The sequence below is a fragment of the Ruegeria sp. BHSC037 genome, from assembly GCF_059613045.1.
The window spans coordinates 216,364-230,765 of sequence record NZ_JBXWRT010000003.1 but is presented as its reverse complement, the minus strand read 5'-3'; the positions used below and the strand labels follow the sequence as shown (position 1 = coordinate 230,765).

At 62.4% G+C, this 14,402-nt stretch carries 15 protein-coding genes; 11 read left to right on the top strand and 4 right to left on the bottom strand.

Going from position 1 to position 14,402, the window contains the following annotated elements:
• Positions 1 to 70: 70 nt before the first annotated feature.
• Positions 71 to 598: a helix-hairpin-helix domain-containing protein gene (locus tag AC2FMN_RS04410; RefSeq protein WP_496686579.1), complete on the top strand. Its 528-nt coding sequence runs from the start codon at positions 71 to 73 to the stop codon at positions 596 to 598.
• 40 nt (positions 599 to 638) lie between these two features.
• Here the strand turns inward: AC2FMN_RS04410 and serS are convergent, their stop codons facing one another.
• Positions 639 to 1,931, bottom strand: coding sequence for a serine--tRNA ligase (gene serS / locus AC2FMN_RS04405; protein WP_496686576.1), 1,293 nt, complete (start codon positions 1,929 to 1,931; stop codon positions 639 to 641).
• Between the two features lie 78 nt (positions 1,932 to 2,009).
• On the bottom strand, positions 2,010 to 3,671 hold the full coding sequence (locus tag AC2FMN_RS04400; RefSeq protein ID WP_496686573.1) for a mechanosensitive ion channel family protein: 1,662 nt from the start codon (positions 3,669 to 3,671) through the stop codon (positions 2,010 to 2,012).
• Positions 3,672 to 3,875: 204 nt separating this feature from the next.
• On the opposite strand from AC2FMN_RS04400, the gene yajC reads away from it, so the two are divergent.
• The 10 genes from yajC (at position 3,876) to AC2FMN_RS04350 (ending at position 10,828) form a co-directional block, all read left to right on the top strand.
• The gene (gene yajC, locus AC2FMN_RS04395) at positions 3,876 to 4,163 is read left to right on the top strand and encodes a preprotein translocase subunit YajC (RefSeq protein WP_073279584.1); all 288 of its coding nucleotides are present in this window, start codon (positions 3,876 to 3,878) and stop codon (positions 4,161 to 4,163) included.
• 33 nt (positions 4,164 to 4,196) lie between these two features.
• A complete protein-coding gene (secD, locus tag AC2FMN_RS04390) occupies positions 4,197 to 5,858 on the top strand; it encodes a protein translocase subunit SecD (protein WP_496686570.1) in 1,662 nt (553 codons plus the stop codon).
• Position 5,859: 1 nt separating this feature from the next.
• Positions 5,860 to 6,828, top strand: a complete 969-nt coding sequence (gene secF / locus AC2FMN_RS04385; protein WP_496686567.1) for a protein translocase subunit SecF — start codon at positions 5,860 to 5,862, stop codon at positions 6,826 to 6,828.
• Positions 6,809 to 7,567, top strand: a complete 759-nt coding sequence (locus AC2FMN_RS04380) for a TSUP family transporter (RefSeq protein WP_496686565.1) — start codon at positions 6,809 to 6,811, stop codon at positions 7,565 to 7,567. The genes secF and AC2FMN_RS04380 overlap by 20 nt, the downstream gene beginning before the upstream one ends.
• An 8-nt stretch (positions 7,568 to 7,575) precedes the next feature.
• Positions 7,576 to 7,929, top strand: coding sequence for an Mth938-like domain-containing protein (locus AC2FMN_RS04375; RefSeq protein WP_496681264.1), 354 nt, complete (start codon positions 7,576 to 7,578; stop codon positions 7,927 to 7,929).
• A 125-nt stretch (positions 7,930 to 8,054) separates the two neighbouring features.
• Positions 8,055 to 8,669, top strand: coding sequence for a heme ABC exporter ATP-binding protein CcmA (gene ccmA / locus AC2FMN_RS04370; protein WP_496686562.1), 615 nt, complete (start codon positions 8,055 to 8,057; stop codon positions 8,667 to 8,669).
• Entirely contained in the window at positions 8,666 to 9,322 is a 657-nt protein-coding gene (gene ccmB, locus AC2FMN_RS04365) for a heme exporter protein CcmB (protein ID WP_496681267.1), read from the top strand. The genes ccmA and ccmB overlap by 4 nt, the downstream gene beginning before the upstream one ends.
• Positions 9,323 to 9,367: 45 nt before the next feature.
• A complete protein-coding gene (locus tag AC2FMN_RS04360) occupies positions 9,368 to 10,141 on the top strand; it encodes a heme ABC transporter permease (protein ID WP_496686559.1) in 774 nt (257 codons plus the stop codon).
• The gene (gene ccmD / locus AC2FMN_RS04355; RefSeq protein ID WP_005982370.1) at positions 10,138 to 10,296 is read left to right on the top strand and encodes a heme exporter protein CcmD; all 159 of its coding nucleotides are present in this window, start codon (positions 10,138 to 10,140) and stop codon (positions 10,294 to 10,296) included. Before AC2FMN_RS04360 ends, ccmD begins: the two co-directional genes overlap by 4 nt.
• Complete coding sequence (locus tag AC2FMN_RS04350; protein WP_496681274.1) at positions 10,289 to 10,828, top strand: DsbE family thiol:disulfide interchange protein; 540 nt, start codon at positions 10,289 to 10,291, stop codon at positions 10,826 to 10,828. Before ccmD ends, AC2FMN_RS04350 begins: the two co-directional genes overlap by 8 nt.
• A gap of 8 nt (positions 10,829 to 10,836) precedes the next feature.
• Here AC2FMN_RS04350 and AC2FMN_RS04345 read toward each other — a convergent pair whose 3' ends face one another.
• Entirely contained in the window at positions 10,837 to 11,538 is a 702-nt protein-coding gene (locus AC2FMN_RS04345) for an SDR family NAD(P)-dependent oxidoreductase (protein WP_496686557.1), read from the bottom strand.
• A gap of 110 nt (positions 11,539 to 11,648) precedes the next feature.
• Positions 11,649 to 14,339 (bottom strand): aconitate hydratase AcnA, encoded by a 2,691-nt coding sequence (acnA, locus tag AC2FMN_RS04340; RefSeq protein ID WP_496681276.1) that lies wholly within the window; start codon positions 14,337 to 14,339, stop codon positions 11,649 to 11,651.
• Positions 14,340 to 14,402 lie beyond the last annotated feature (63 nt).

Here is a 14,402-nt window from a genome sequence, read left to right as displayed (position 1 = left end):
TCCGTTGGGCGTAGTGTTTGGCATGGCGCGCGGACTGGATCGCTGCCCTCGAACTTGAAAGGACATTTGAATGACATCAGTGACGAACGTGCGTGGTGTGGGCAAGGCTTTGGGTCAGGAGCTGTCACGTCAGGGAATCAAGACCGCGCAGGACCTTGCCAGCGCTGATCCTGAAAACCTGATCGCTGTTCCGCGTATCGGCAAACGGCGCGCGCAAGCACTGATCTTGGCTGCAAACCAAGCGGTTTCAGATGGCGCAACGCCCGCCAAGCCAAACGCCCGAACAACAACCAAGCCGAGGCCGAACTCGGGCCGCGCGGTTTCAGGCAAGTCACAGGCACCGACGCAAGTCGCTGAAGACGACGCCGAGAAAGCCGCCGCGGACGCCAAGGCCCGCAAGAAAGCCAAGGCCAAGGCCAAAGCCGAGAAAGCCGCCAAAAAGAAGAAGGAGATGGAGGCGGCAATCCAGAAAGCCAAAGAAAAGATCAAGTCCAAGACAAAAAAGGACAAGAAGTCGAAGAAAGACGGCAAGGCGTCAAAAAAGGACGGTAAGTCCAAGAAATCCAAGAAAGAAAAGAAAAAGGCGAAGAAGAAATAACTTCTCCGCCTTCTGTCGTCAGGTCGCGATCCGTGTCGGATCAGGCCAGCGTGCCGTCCTTTTGTAGGGTCAGCTTGCCACCCAGATAGGGGGCCAGCACCTGGGGCAGGACCACGGTCCCGTCGGCCTGCTGGCCGTTTTCCAAAACTGCGATCAGGCAGCGCCCCACGGCCAGCCCCGAGCCGTTCAGTGTGTGCACGTATTCCGGCTTGCCGCCGCCCTCGGGGCGGAAGCGCGCATTCATCCGGCGGGCCTGGAAATCACCGCAGGTGGAAACCGAGCTGATCTCGCGATAGGTGTTCTGACCCGGCAGCCAGGCCTCGATGTCATAGGTGCGGCGCGCGCCAAAGCCCATGTCGCCGGTGCACAGAATCACGGTGCGATAGGGCACGCCCAGCTTTTCCAGGATACCCTCGGCGCAGCGCAGCATGCGCTTTTGCTCTTCGTCCGACTTGTCCGGATGCGTGACCGAGACCATCTCGACCTTCTCGAACTGGTGCTGTCGCAGCATCCCGCGCGTGTCCTTGCCGGCCGAACCAGCCTCGGAGCGGAAGCACAGCGAATGCGCGGCGTAGCGGCGCGGCAGATAGCTTTCCTCGATCATCGTGTCGTTGACGATGTTGGTCAGCGACACTTCGGAGGTCGGAATCAGCCACCACCCCTCGCGGGTCTGATAGCTATCCTCGCCGAATTTCGGCAACTGGCCGGTGCCCATCATCATCTCGGACAGAACCAGAACCGGGGCGTTTACCTCGGTCAGGCCGTTCTCGTTGATATGCGTGTCCAGCATGAATTGCGCCAGCGCCCGATGAATGCGTGCGACGCCCCCCGAAAGCAGCACGAAACGCGAGCCCGCCAACTTGGCCGCGGTTTCGAAATCCATGCCGTTCTGGACCGCTTCGATCTCGAAATGCTCTTTGGCGTCGAAATTGAATTCGGGCGGGGTGCCCCAGCGGTTCACCTCGACATTGTCGTTTTCGTCCTTGCCGTCCGGCACGTCCTCGGCCGGCAGGTTGGGAATGCGGATCAACTGGTCGGTCAGCAGCGCGTCCAGATCCTTGGCCTCGGTCTGCATGCGGGCGATCTCGGCCTTCTTCTCGGCCACCAGCGCGCGCAGGCGCTGGAACTCGGCCTCGTCGCCGCGGGCCTTGGCGGCGCCCACTTCCTTGCTCGCCTTGTTCTGCTCGGCCTGAGCGGTTTCGGCGGCCAGGATCTTGGCGCGGCGGGCTTCATCCAAGCGCAACAGCTCGGCCGAGATCGGCGCTTCGCCCCGGCGGGCAAGGGCAGCGTCGAAAGCGGCTGGGTTTTCGCGGATTGCGCGGATGTCATGCATGGCTCAGATCCCTGGCAAATGAATCACTTTGCCCGCTTATGCACCATCTGGCGCGCGGGGTGTAGCACCGGATTGGCCTCAATCCTCTGCGTCTTCGCGCGCTTCATGCGCAAGGTGGCCATCCCATGGCGCCGAGGGAATCTTGGGTTCGGGCGGATCGGCCATGTAGGACGGGGTCATGATCTGCACGCCGTTTTCATTGAACACCGCCACGATGTTGCGGTGGAGATCCGAGCGTATCCTAGGGATCGAATTGCCGCGGGTCGTATAGGCGTTGATCTGGTAGTTGATGGCATAGTCGGCCAGCGCGGCCCACAGAACGAACGGGGCTGGGCGGGCCTTGAGCCCCTTGGTGCGCCGCGCCGCCTCGATCAGCATCGCCTCGATCATTTCGGGCGGTTCCTCATAGCCGATCCCTACGGTGGTGTGCACCAAAAGGCCGTTGCCGTCGGTCGGTTTGGAGAAATTGATCACGTCTGAGTTCATCAGTTGCGCATTAGGGATCGAGATCAATTCGTTCTTGATGGATTTCAGATGGGTTTCCATCAGTTTGATCTGCACGACGTCGCCGATATGGTCGCCGATCTGGATGCGGTCCCCGATCGAGGTCGACCGGCGGTAGATCACGAACAGCCCCGCCAGCATGTTGCTGACCACAGAATTCGCGCCCAGCGACAGCATCGCGCCCACCAGGATCGTCAGCCCTTGGAAGGCTGCCGAATCCGAGCCCGGTATGTAGGGCACGGCAAAGACCAGCGCGATCAGGATCACCACGACGCGGGCGATATTGAACGTGGGGTTGACCCAGTGTTTCTCGAAATCGCCCAAGTCGAAGGTTCCGGCCTCAACCGCGTCGAAGAACACGCGCATGCCCTTGATGATGTACATCGTCACCCAGGCGATCAGCGCCAGCATGATCAGGTTCGGGACATAGCTGATGATACCCCTGAAGATCAGCAGCACGGGTTCGGTCAGATAGGTGAGCAGCAAATTGGCGAAATACCGGGTCTCGGCAAAAGCCAGAAGGACGAAGGACAGGTAATAGTAGAAGCCCAGGAAAAAGATGACCAAAAGCACGAAGCTCAGCGCGTACCGGATCAGGGCGGCGATGGCCTCGGCCTGTACGCTTTTGGCGGTGGCTTCCTCGACATCGCGCAGATAACGCCGGACAACACTCAAGGTGCGGCGCCGGATGCGTCGGTGTAGCCACAGGATGGTCACGACAAACACCGCAAAGCCCAGCGTCCAGGCACCGGCCTCGATCGCACTGGACACGCGCGCCTCGTCGGTGCGGTTGGCGCGATAAGACCGGATCGCCTCGCGGATCGCGTCGGCATGCAGGGCGGTCAAGACCTTCAGGTCAATCTGGTCCAGTTCGGCATCGGCCTCGGTGACGATCGTGACAATCACCCCATCGGCCAGGATGCGGGTGCCTAGCTCAGTTTCTTCGAAGGTGATGCTGACGTCAGGCCGGTCCGACGACTCGGCCACGGTGACGATGGTGTTCTGGATGTTCTCGGCCCGTTCGGGGGCGGGCAGGGCGCTGGATCCACGAATGTGAAATAGCGTATCGCCGTCCACGATCACCGGGGCCCGGAATGCTTCGGCCTGTGCGATCTCGGCATCGGTAGGCTGGGGCGGGGCCTCTTGCGCGGTGGCAGGGGGCGACTCCACCGCTGTCAGGGTGAGGGTGCACAGCAAAAGCGCCAATCTGAACAGCGGTTTGAAAAAATGTCGCATGGGCCCTCCACTCGGCTCGAATATAGCTGAGGCGAATGGTGTTCATAGTGTATTCCTGCAACGTTTTGCCTTGGTGTGCCCTGCCGTTGCCCCATGACCGCGCGAATCCGGGGCGGCGTTGCTTGCAAAGGTCGATTGCAGGGCATAGTTTCCCGCCAAATTCGCGGCGCTCCGACCGCGACCTCAAGATAAAAGGAATATCCCATGGAAGGTGGCGCAATCGCCCAGTTTCTCCCGCTCATTCTGATCTTTGCGATCATGTACTTCCTGCTGATCCGTCCGCAGCAGAAGAAGATGAAGGAACATCAGGCCATGGTCGAGGCCGTGCGCCGTGGCGATCAGGTGGTCACGCAGGGCGGCCTGATCGGCAAGGTGTCGAAGGTCAAGGAAGGCGAGAACGAGATCGAGGTCGAAATCGCCGATGGCGTGAAGGTCCGCGTGATCAAATCGACCATCGCTCAGGTTCTGAACAAGACCGAGCCGGCGAAGTAACTTCGCGCGACAATCGACGGAAAAGGCAGGGTAATGCTGCAAATTGACACCTGGAAGCGGGTCCTGATCTGGCTGGTCTGCGTGGTTGGCTTGCTGTTGGCCCTGCCGAACGCCTTCTACACGCGGGTCGAGCAATCGAACGACGCCAAGGCGGCTATTGAGTTGGGTAACGACACCCCTGAGATGCAGACGCAGGCCGCGCAATGGCCGAATTGGATGCCCTCGTCGCTGGTCAACCTTGGGCTTGATCTGCGCGGCGGTGCGCATCTGTTGGCCGAAGTGCAGGTCAGCGACGTGTACGAAACCCGGATGGAGGCCATGTGGCCGGAAATCCGCAACGCGCTGCGCGACGTGCGCTCCGAGGTCGGCACCATCCGCCGGCAGCCGTCAGAGCCCGATGAGATTCGCATCCGCATCAGTCAGCCCGAAGGCATGCCCCGCGCATTGGAGGTGGTGCGTGGCCTGGCCCGCCCGATCCAATCCCTGACCGGGGCGGGCGCCACCGATATCGACGTACGCGCCGAGGGCGACACCATCGTGGTGCAATTGTCCGAGGCCGAGAAACTGGCCTCTGACGATCGCACCGTGCGCCAGGCGCTGGAGATCGTGCGCCGCCGGATCGACGAGGTCGGTACCCGCGAACCCACGATCCAGCGCCAGGGCACCGACCGAATCCTGATCCAGGTGCCCGGAATCGGCAGCGCCAGCGAGCTGAAAGAGATCATCGGCACCACCGCACAGTTGACCTTCAACCCCGTGGTCTCGCGCGGGACGGACCCTGACGCCCCGGCGGGCATCGGCGAAAAGGTCGTGCCCTCGATCGACGAAAACGGCGTTTACTACACCATCGAGGCCGCCCCCGTCGTGACTGGCGAGGAACTGGTGGACGCGCAGCCGTCCTTCGACCAGAACGGCCGCCCGGCCGTCAGTTTCCGGTTCAATACTACGGGTGCACGCAAGTTCGGCGACTATACCCGTGACAATATCGGTGCGCCCTTCGCCATCGTGCTGGACGACGAAGTCATCTCGGCCCCGGTCATCCAGAGCCACATCCCCGGCGGCTCGGGCATCATCACCGGCAATTTCACCGTCGAGGAAAGCACCAATCTGGCCGTCCTGCTGCGAGCCGGTGCACTGCCCGCGGGGCTGGAGTTCCTGGAAGAACGCACCATCGGCCCCGAATTGGGGCAGGACAGCATCGAGGCGGGCAAGGTGGCCACCATCGTTGCTTTCGCGGCGGTGCTGGTCTTCATGGCCCTCAGCTATGGCCTATTCGGCATCTTCGCCAACATCGCGCTGCTGATCAACGTGGGCTTGATCTTTGGCCTTCTGTCCCTGATCGGGGCAACGCTGACCCTGCCGGGCATTGCGGGCATCGTTCTGACGGTGGGCATGGCGGTGGACGCCAACGTTCTGATCTTCGAGCGCATCCGCGAGGAACTGAAATCGTCGAAAGGCCCCGCCCGCGCGATCGAGCTGGGCTATGAAAAGGCGCTGTCGGCCATTCTGGACGCCAACGTCACCACTTTTATCACCGCCGTGATCCTGTTCGCCATGGGCAGTGGTCCGGTACGCGGCTTTGCCATCACATTGGGCCTGGGCATCCTGACGTCGGTGTTCACCGCGATCTTCGTGACGCGCTTGATGGTGGTCATGTGGTTCGAGCGCCGCCGCCCGAAAACGATCGAGGTTTGACATGAGACTGAAACTCGTACCCGAAAGCACCTCGTTCGATTTTTTCAGCCGTTGGAAGCTGTGGCTGGGCATCTCGGGGCTGATGATGGTCATCGCCTTCACGTCGTTCCTGCTCCAGGGCCTGAACTTTGGCATCGACTTCCGCGGCGGCACCACGATCCGTACGCAAAGTGCGCAGGAAATAGATGTGGGTCTGTACCGGGATGCGATCACCCCGCTGGGCCTGGGCGACGTGTCGATCACCGAAGTGTTTGATCCCACCTTCGGCCCGGATGAAAACGTGGCCATGATCCGCATTCAGGCACAGGACGACGCCGAGGCCGTCTCGGCCGCGACCATAACCGCGGTCGAAGATGCGTTGCGGGCCGTCGTGCCGGATATCCAGTTCGTGTCAGTCGAATCGGTGGGTCCCAAGGTCTCGGGCGAGCTGATCCAGACCGCCGTGATCGCCGTGGTTCTGGCGATCGGGGCGGTGCTGGTCTACATCTGGCTGCGCTTCGAATGGCAGTTCGCGCTGGGGGCCGTGGTCGCGCTGGTGCATGACGTGCTGCTGACGATCGGCATCTTCTCGGAACTGCAGATCCGCTTCGATCTGGCGATCATCGCGGCCCTGCTGACAATCGTCGGCTATTCGCTGAACGACACCGTGGTCGTGTTCGACCGGGTGCGCGAGAATCTGCGCAAATACAAGAAAAAAGACCTCAAAGAGGTTCTGAACCTCTCGATCAACGAGACTCTCAGCCGGACGGTGATGACCTCGGTCACCACCCTGTTGGCGCTGATCTCGCTCTATGTCCTGGGCGGCGACGTGATCCGTGGGTTCGTCTTCGCAATGATCTGGGGCGTGATCGTGGGGACCTATTCGTCGGTCTTCGTGGCCTCGACCATCCTGCTGTGGCTGGGGGTCAAACGTGACTGGTCCAAGCCGTCGAACACGGCCGGAAACCAGTTTGCCAATATCGACGCCTGATCTGTTCGGCCAGCCCCCTGCGGGGCTGGCCATTGTCGTTTTTGCGGCGCTTCTGGGCGGCATCGTACGCGGGTTCACTGGGTTTGGCACCGCGCTGGTTTTTCTGCCCCTCGCAACGTCGCATCTGGGTCCGTTCGGCGCCCTGATCGCCCTGACCTGCATGGATGTGTTTGGCCCTCTGCCGAACCTGCGCCGCGCCTGGGCCCATGTCGAACGCTCCGATCTGACACGGCTGATCACGGGATGCGCCCTGACCTTGCCGGTGGGTCTGTGGGTGCTGTCGCAGGTCCCGCCCGAGGTGTTCCGATATACTGTCAGCACGCTCAGTCTTTCCATGCTGGCGGCGCTGGTCCTTGGCCTGCGCTACAGCGGACCGGTCCGGCGTGGCATGGTCACGGCCATCGGCGCGGCGGCGGGCTTCCTCGGTGGTGTCGCGGGGTTGCCCGGGCCTGCCGTCATCCTGTTCTACATGTCGCGGCCGCTGGCGGTGGCGGTCATTCGCGCGACGGTTCTTCTGTTTCTGTTTGCCTTCGATTTCCTGATCTTCGGATATCTCGGCTTGATGGGCCGCCTCACGGTTGCAACGACCGCGCTGGGCCTGGCGCTTGCGATCCCGAACTTGCTGGGCAATTGGCTGGGCGGATGGCTGTTCCGTCCGACGCGAGACCGCCTCTACCGCGCTATTGCCTATGTCGCCATCGCCGCATCGGCCTTGTCGGGCCTGCCGCTTTGGGGCTAAAAGACCTTATGCGCTTGAACGAGATCACTTTCACCGACGCCGCCCCAATAGACGGCTACGGCCCCGGATTCTTCCGCATCGGCGGTCAGGTGTTCCACGGCGCCGTCCTGACGGGCCCCAGCGGAACCGGCCCTTGGTCAGGCCTGCAGGACCCGGCGCCCTTGCTGGGACTCGCCGCGCAGATTGACGTGCTGTTCATCGGCACCGGTGCCGATCTGTCGCAGATCCCGTTCGAATTGCGCACAGCCCTCGAGGAGGCCGGCATCGGGGTCGAGATCATGAACTCGCCCGCCGCCTGCCGCACCTACAACGTGCTGTTGTCCGAAGGCCGCCGGATCGCTCTGGCCCTGTTGCCAGTCTGACCCCTTCATCTGGCCCCAAGTATCCCGGGGTGCGTGAGGGGCTGGCCCCTCACATCCCACCCGCCAACAGGCCCTGCGGCAAATCCGTCCTTTTTCCCCCGCAACCAATCGGATAAGCGGGTCTCATGACACTGACCGTGACCGACCTTGCCATCGCCCGAGGGGGCCTCCCCGTGCTCGAAGGCCTCAGTTTCGCGCTACCCCCGGGCAAGGCGCTGATCCTGCGCGGCCCGAACGGAATCGGCAAGACCACCCTTCTGCGCACGCTGGCCGGGCTGCAACAGCCGCTCTCGGGCCGGATCGAGGGGGCAGAGGACCGGATCGCCTATGCCGCCCATTCCGACGGGCTGAAACCCACCCTGACCGTGACCGAGAACCTGACCTTCTGGGCCTCGGTCTTTGGCACGCGCGACATCCAGCCCGCGCTGGATGCCTTTGCGCTCAACGAACTGGCTGATCGTCACGCAGGCAACCTGTCGGCGGGTCAGAAACGCCGGCTGGGTTTGGCCCGAATGCTGGTGACCGGCCGCCCGATCTGGATGCTGGACGAACCCACCGTGTCCCTGGACAAGACCGCGGTGGCGATGTTCGCCGATGCGGTGCGGGCGCATCTGGGGCAGGGCGGCTCGGCCCTGATTGCCACCCATATCGATCTGGGCCTCGATGGTGAGGTTTTGGATGTCGGCCCCAACAAGGCGCGCCCCAAGGCGCTGGATGACTTCGACGGAGGCTTCCTGTGATCGCCCTGCTGTTGCGTGACCTGAAACTGTCCTTCCGCGCGGGGGGAGGGTTCGGCCTCGGGCTGGCCTTCTTCCTGATCGTCACCGTTCTGGTGCCGTTCTCTGTAGGTCCGCAATCCTCACTGCTGGCGACCATCGCGCCGGGGGTGCTGTGGCTGGGTGCATTGCTGGCATGTCTGCTGTCGCTCGATCGCCTGCTGGCCTTGGATTGGGAGGACGGGTCGCTCGACCTGCTGGCCACCGCGCCGCTGCCGCTGGAGTCGGTGGCCGCGATCAAGGCCTTGGCACATTGGATCACCACCGGTCTGCCGCTGGTGCTGGCCGCGCCGGTGCTTGGGGTGCTGCTGAACCTGCCTGGCCCCGGTTTTGGCTGGCTGGTCGTCTCTCTGTTGATCGGCACGCCCGCGCTCAGCGTGATCGGCACTTTCGGCGCAGCCCTGACCGTGGGGCTCAAGCGCGGCGGCCTTCTGCTGTCGCTGCTGGTGCTGCCGCTTTACGTGCCCACGCTGATCTTCGGGGCCGAGGTGGCCCGTCGCGGCGCCACCGGGATGGAGACCGCCACGCCTCTGCTGATGCTGGCCGGGATCACCGCCGCAACCATCGCCCTGCTGCCCTTTGCCAGCGCCGCGGTTCTCCGCGTCAATCTGCGTTGACCGATGTCAATTGAGAACCGCCCCGAGACGGACTAGATAAGCGACATGTCCATAGCATCCAAAGCCAACGCCCTCTGGGAATACGCAAACCCCAAGAAGTTCCTCACCACGACCGAGCGCGTGCTGCCGTTCTTCTGGATCAGCTCTGCCGTCTGTCTGGTGATCGGTCTTGTCTGGGGTTTTTTCTTCACGCCTGACGACTACAAGCAAGGGTCGACGGTCAAGATCATCTACCTGCATGTGCCATCGGCCCTGATGGCGATCAATTGCTGGATTATGATGCTGGTCACGTCGCTGGTCTGGCTGGTGCGCCGTCACCATGTCAGCGCGCTTGCAGCACGCGCCGCCGCGCCGGTAGGCATCGTAATGACGCTGATCGCGCTGGCGACCGGGGCCATCTGGGGACAGCCCATGTGGGGCACCTGGTGGGCCTGGGATCCGCGCCTAACCTCGTTCCTGATCCTGTTCCTTTTCTATTTGGGCTACGTCGCCCTGTGGGAGGCGATCGAGGATCCGGATACTGCGGCCGACCTGACCTCGGTCCTATGTCTGGTCGGTTCGGTCTTTGCCTTCCTCAGCCGCTATGCGGTCAATTTCTGGAATCAAGGCCTGCATCAGGGTGCCTCGGTCATGCGGGTCGGGGCGGTCACCGGCACGGATACCGAGGAAAAGGTCAGCAACGTGTTCTTCTACCCGCTGCTGACCTGCATCATCGGCTTCGTGCTGCTGTTCATCGCGCTGGTCCTGTATCGGACCGGCACCGAAATCCGCGCGCGGCGCATCAAGGCGCTGCTGGCACGGGAAAGGGTAAACGGATGATGCCTGATCTGGGAAAATACGCCGAAACGGTTCTGTCCTCCTACGCGGCCTCGATCGTCCTGCTGGTGGCGCTGGTGGTTTTCAGCATCCTGCGTGGGCGCAAGGTTCGGGCCGAGATGGAAAAGATCGAACAGAGGATGTCGCGCAATGGCTAAGATCTCGCCCTTGATGATTGCTCCGCCCCTGATTTTCGGCGCCTTCGCCGTGCTGGCGGCCATCGGCATGTTCCGCGAAGATCCCAACGCGCTGCCCTCGGCCCGCGAAGGCCAGCCCGCGCCGCCCGTTGTCCTGACCGAGTTTCCGGGCAAACAGGGGTTCGACGACGCAACCCTGCGCGACGGTCAGGTCAAGCTGGTGAACTATTGGGCCAGCTGGTGTGCACCCTGCCGTGCCGAGCATCCGAACCTCGAGAAACTGGCGCAGGAAGGTATTCCGGTCTACGGCATCAACTACAAAGACAAGCTTGCCAATGCCGATGCGTTCCTGGCCGAGCTGGGCGATCCCTATGCCGCCATCGGGCGCGATGAAAACGGCCGCATGGGGTTGGACTGGGGCGTCTACGGCGTGCCCGAGACCTACGTGATCGACGGTGACGGCACGATCATCCTGCGGTTTGCCGGCCCGATCACCCAGCGCGTGATCGAAAACACCATTCGCCCGGCGCTGGAGAAAGCCGCCGCGCAGTAGCGCCGGGGCTACAGGCGATACCCGCCAGAGACGGTCAGCACCTCTCCGGTGATGAAGGACGCGTCTTCAGATGCGAGAAAGCGAACTGCGCGCGCTATGTCTTCTGGTATCCCAACACGCCCCAGCGCCGTGTTCTGAACGAACAGGTCGGTCAGATCGTCGGGTCTGGGGGCTTCGGGGATGTTGATCGCTCTAGGAGCCACCGCGTTGACGCGAATGCCGTCAGGACCCAGTTCTTTCGCCATGGCGCGGGTCCACAAGTTCAGCGCAGCCTTGCTGGCCCCATAGGTCGCGGCGCCGTGCGGGGGAAGCGCGGCGTTGACTGACGAGATACCGACGATCGACGCTCCCCGCTGCAGGTAAGGCAACGCGGCGGCCAGCAGGGCGGCCGGTACCAACAGGTTGAGATCAAGAATGGCCTGGTGATCCTTTTGGCTGAACCGGTCCTTCGGGGTGGCCTGAACCAGCCCGGCATTGTTGATAATGACATCCAGCCGGCCGTATCTGTCGATGACGCGGCGCACCACGTCTTCGGGCTGACCTTCTTGCGTCAGATTGCTGTGCAGGGTCAGCGCCGTTCGGTCATCGGGCAGGGGCTGTGGTTCGGTCGTGTGCCACGTCAGGGCGACACGATGATCCGCGGCCAGATCAACCGCGATGGCCCGGCCAATTCCACGCGCGCCGCCGGTTATCAATGCAACTTTTCCCATGTCGCAAACAGACCGGCAGTCTGCAGAAAACACAACGCGATAGTTGAAATGCCTGAAATGAAAAAGGGCGCCCGGTCGGGGCGCCCTTGTGTTCTTGGCTTTGTGCCGGCTTAGCTGGCCTTGGCCAGGTTCCGCAGTACGTAGTGCAGCACGCCGCCGTTTTCGATGTATTCGATCTCGGGCGCGGTATCGATGCGGCACTTGAGCGTGATGGTCTTCTCGGTCCCGTCCGCATAGGTGATGGTGCAGGGCACCTCCTGCAGCGGCTGGATCGTGTCCAGACCGTGGATCGAGAAGGTCTCGTCGCCTTTCAAGCCCAGCGTCTTGCGGTTGTCGCCGGCGGTGAACTCGAACGGGATGACACCCATGCCCACCAGGTTCGAGCGGTGGATACGCTCGAAGCTTTCTGCGATCACGGCCTTGACGCCCAGCAGCGCGGTGCCCTTTGCCGCCCAGTCCCGCGAGGAACCGGCGCCATACTGCTCGCCACCGATCACGACCAGCGGCGTGCCTTCTGCCTGATAGGCCATCGATGCGTCATAGATCGAGGTCTGCTGACCATCGGGGCCTTTGGTGTAACCACCCTCGACGCCGTCCAGCATCTCGTTCTTGATGCGGATGTTGGCGAAGGTGCCGCGCATCATGACCTCATGGTTGCCCCGGCGCGACCCGTACGAGTTGAACTCGCGCGGTTGCACCTGGCGCTCCAGCAAGTATTTGCCTGCGGGGCTGGTGGTTGCAAACGAACCAGCCGGCGAGATGTGGTCAGTGGTGACCATGTCGCCCAGAATAGCCAGAACCTTGGCGCCTTCGATGTTCGAGATGGTGCCCGGCTGTGCCCCCATACCTTGGAAGTAGGGCGGGTTCTGGATGTAGGTCGACGTCGGCGGCCAGTCATAGGTCTCGGCATCGGTGGTTTCCACCGATTGCCATTTCTCGTCGCCCTTGAAGACATCGGCGTATTTCGACTGGAACGCCTCGCGGGTCACGGTAGCTTCAACCAGATCCGAGATCTCTTTCTGGCTCGGCCAGAGATCCTTCATGTAGACGTCGTTGCCGTCCTTGTCCTGACCGATCGGTTCCGAGGTCAGGTCGATGTCCAGCGTGCCGGCCAGCGCATAGACCACCACCAGCGGCGGCGAGGCCAGGTAGTTGGCGCGCACGTCGGGCGAGATCCGGCCTTCGAAGTTGCGGTTGCCCGACAGGACCGAGGTTGCCACCAGATCGCCCTCGGCGATGGCTTCCGAGATCTCTTTCTGGATCGGGCCCGAGTTGCCGATGCAGGTGGTGCAGCCGTAACCCACCAGGTTGAAGCCGATGGCGTCCAGATGCTCTTGCAGGCCGGCGGCCTCGAGGTATTCGGACACGACCTGCGATCCCGGCGCCAGCGAGGTTTTCACCCAGGGCTTGCGGTTCAGGCCCAGCTCATGCGCCTTTTTCGCAACCAGACCGGCGCCGATCATCACATAGGGGTTTGAGGTGTTGGTGCACGAGGTAATCGACGCGATCACGACCTTACCCGACTCCATCGTGTAGTCTTCGCCTTTGACCGGCACTTCCTTGCCCATCGGGCGTTTGAAAGTGTTTTCCATTTCCTTGCGGAAGGCGGCCTTGGCGTTGGTCAGCGGCACATAGTCCTGCGGACGCTTTGGCCCCGAGATCGCTGGGACGATGGTGCCCATGTCCAGCGACAGAGTGTCGGTGTAGACCGGGGCATAATTCTCGTCGCGCCAGAAACCGTTTTCCTTGGCGTAGGCTTCGACCAGTGCGATGCGATCTTCGTCACGGCCGGTGTTGCGCAGGTAGCGCAGGGTTTCGTTGTCGATCGGGAAGAAGCCACAGGTCGCGCCGTATTCAGGCGCCATGTTGGCGATGGTCGCGCGGTCGGCCAGCGGCAGACGGTCCAGGCCTTCGCCGTAGAATTCTACGAACTTGCCCACCACGCCCTTGGCGCGCAGCATTTCCACGACCTTCAGAACCAGGTCGGTGCCGGTGGTGCCTTCGACCATCTCGCCGGTCAGTTCAAAACCGACGACCTCGGGGATCAGCATCGAGATCGGCTGACCCAGCATCGCGGCCTCGGCCTCGATCCCGCCGACGCCCCAGCCCAGAACGGCCATGCCGTTGACCATGGTGGTGTGGCTGTCGGTGCCGACCAGCGTATCGGGATAGGCGACCTCTTCACCGTTCTGGTCGGTGTCGGTCCAGACGGTCTGGGCCAGGTATTCCAAGTTCACCTGGTGGCAGATGCCGGTTCCCGGAGGCACGACGCGGAAGTTATTGAACGCGTTCTGGCCCCATTTCAGGAACTGGTAGCGCTCCATATTCCGTTCGTATTCGCGGTCCACGTTCATCTGGAAAGCGCGCGGGTTGCCGAACTCGTCGATCATGACCGAGTGGTCGATGACCAGGTCGACGGGGTTCAGCGGGTTGATCTTCTGCGGATCGCCCCCCAGCGCCTTGATGCCGTCACGCATCGCGGCCAGGTCCACCACGGCCGGAACGCCGGTAAAGTCTTGCATCAGCACGCGGGCCGGGCGATAGGCGATCTCGCGCGGGTTCTTGCCGCCGTTTGCGCCCCATTCGGCAAAAGCCTTGATGTCATCGACCGAGACCGAGAAACCGCCGTCCTCGAACCGAAGCATGTTTTCCAGCACCACTTTCAGCGCGGCGGGAAGCTTGGAGAAATCGCCCAGACCGGCCTCTTGCGCGGCGGGGATCGAGTAATACGAGATGGACTTGCCATTCACGCTCAGGCTGCGGCGTGTCTTGGCGGTATCCTGTCCGACTTTGATGGGCATCTGTGGCCTCCCTCTCAAATGACGTGGAATTGGGATTCGCTGAGCGGTATCTGCATCACCAAG

What these genes read in the sequence shown, in the direction of transcription:
- AC2FMN_RS04410 (WP_496686579.1), top strand. Translation starts at nt 71, where the DNA reads ATGACATCAGTGACGAACGTGCGTGGTGTGGGCAAGGCTTTGGGTCAG.
- serS (WP_496686576.1), bottom strand. Translation starts at nt 1,931, where the DNA reads ATGCATGACATCCGCGCAATCCGCGAAAACCCAGCCGCTTTCGACGCT.
- AC2FMN_RS04400 (WP_496686573.1), bottom strand. Translation starts at nt 3,671, where the DNA reads ATGCGACATTTTTTCAAACCGCTGTTCAGATTGGCGCTTTTGCTGTGC.
- yajC (WP_073279584.1), top strand. Translation starts at nt 3,876, where the DNA reads ATGGAAGGTGGCGCAATCGCCCAGTTTCTCCCGCTCATTCTGATCTTT.
- secD (WP_496686570.1), top strand. Translation starts at nt 4,197, where the DNA reads ATGCTGCAAATTGACACCTGGAAGCGGGTCCTGATCTGGCTGGTCTGC.
- secF (WP_496686567.1), top strand. Translation starts at nt 5,860, where the DNA reads ATGAGACTGAAACTCGTACCCGAAAGCACCTCGTTCGATTTTTTCAGC.
- AC2FMN_RS04375 (WP_496681264.1), top strand. Translation starts at nt 7,576, where the DNA reads ATGCGCTTGAACGAGATCACTTTCACCGACGCCGCCCCAATAGACGGC.
- ccmA (WP_496686562.1), top strand. Translation starts at nt 8,055, where the DNA reads ATGACACTGACCGTGACCGACCTTGCCATCGCCCGAGGGGGCCTCCCC.
- AC2FMN_RS04360 (WP_496686559.1), top strand. Translation starts at nt 9,368, where the DNA reads ATGTCCATAGCATCCAAAGCCAACGCCCTCTGGGAATACGCAAACCCC.
- ccmD (WP_005982370.1), top strand. Translation starts at nt 10,138, where the DNA reads ATGATGCCTGATCTGGGAAAATACGCCGAAACGGTTCTGTCCTCCTAC.
- AC2FMN_RS04350 (WP_496681274.1), top strand. Translation starts at nt 10,289, where the DNA reads ATGGCTAAGATCTCGCCCTTGATGATTGCTCCGCCCCTGATTTTCGGC.
- AC2FMN_RS04345 (WP_496686557.1), bottom strand. Translation starts at nt 11,538, where the DNA reads ATGGGAAAAGTTGCATTGATAACCGGCGGCGCGCGTGGAATTGGCCGG.
- acnA (WP_496681276.1), bottom strand. Translation starts at nt 14,339, where the DNA reads ATGCCCATCAAAGTCGGACAGGATACCGCCAAGACACGCCGCAGCCTG.